The sequence below is a fragment of the Bacillus sp. SIMBA_026 genome (assembly GCF_046535335.1).
Taxonomy (GTDB): Bacteria; Bacillota; Bacilli; order Bacillales; family Bacillaceae; genus Bacillus; species Bacillus velezensis.
In genome coordinates, this window is sequence record NZ_JAWRWX010000147.1 from 1 (window position 1) to 273 (window position 273).

A 273-nucleotide genomic window follows, 5' to 3' on the forward strand; every position below is an offset into this window, starting at 1 on the left:
GGTTTGCAGCCGCTTGACGTTGAAGAGTGCGCCGAGGTTGTCCAGGTCTTCATCTTCGGCATACGCAAGCATGACGGCGCGAGCCGCTTGGTTGACCCGCTGGCGAACCAGCATTTCCCGATAGGCGGCGACTTCCAGCACTTTATAGATGGGGTCGGATTCTGCGGGTACGTCAAATTCAGGGTAGCGGCCAACTAGGTCAGTTAGCAGCGCTGACAAGATCTCTTCGTAGTCGATGGCTTCGACCACGTTGGGCACGGGCAGTTGGGAAAG

General features: G+C 57.5%; 1 protein-coding gene. It reads right to left on the minus strand.

Annotated features, from left to right (window positions below):
• A partial coding sequence (locus SB847_RS21005) for a hypothetical protein (RefSeq protein ID WP_410578546.1) occupies positions 1-273 on the minus strand: 273 nt, incomplete at both ends.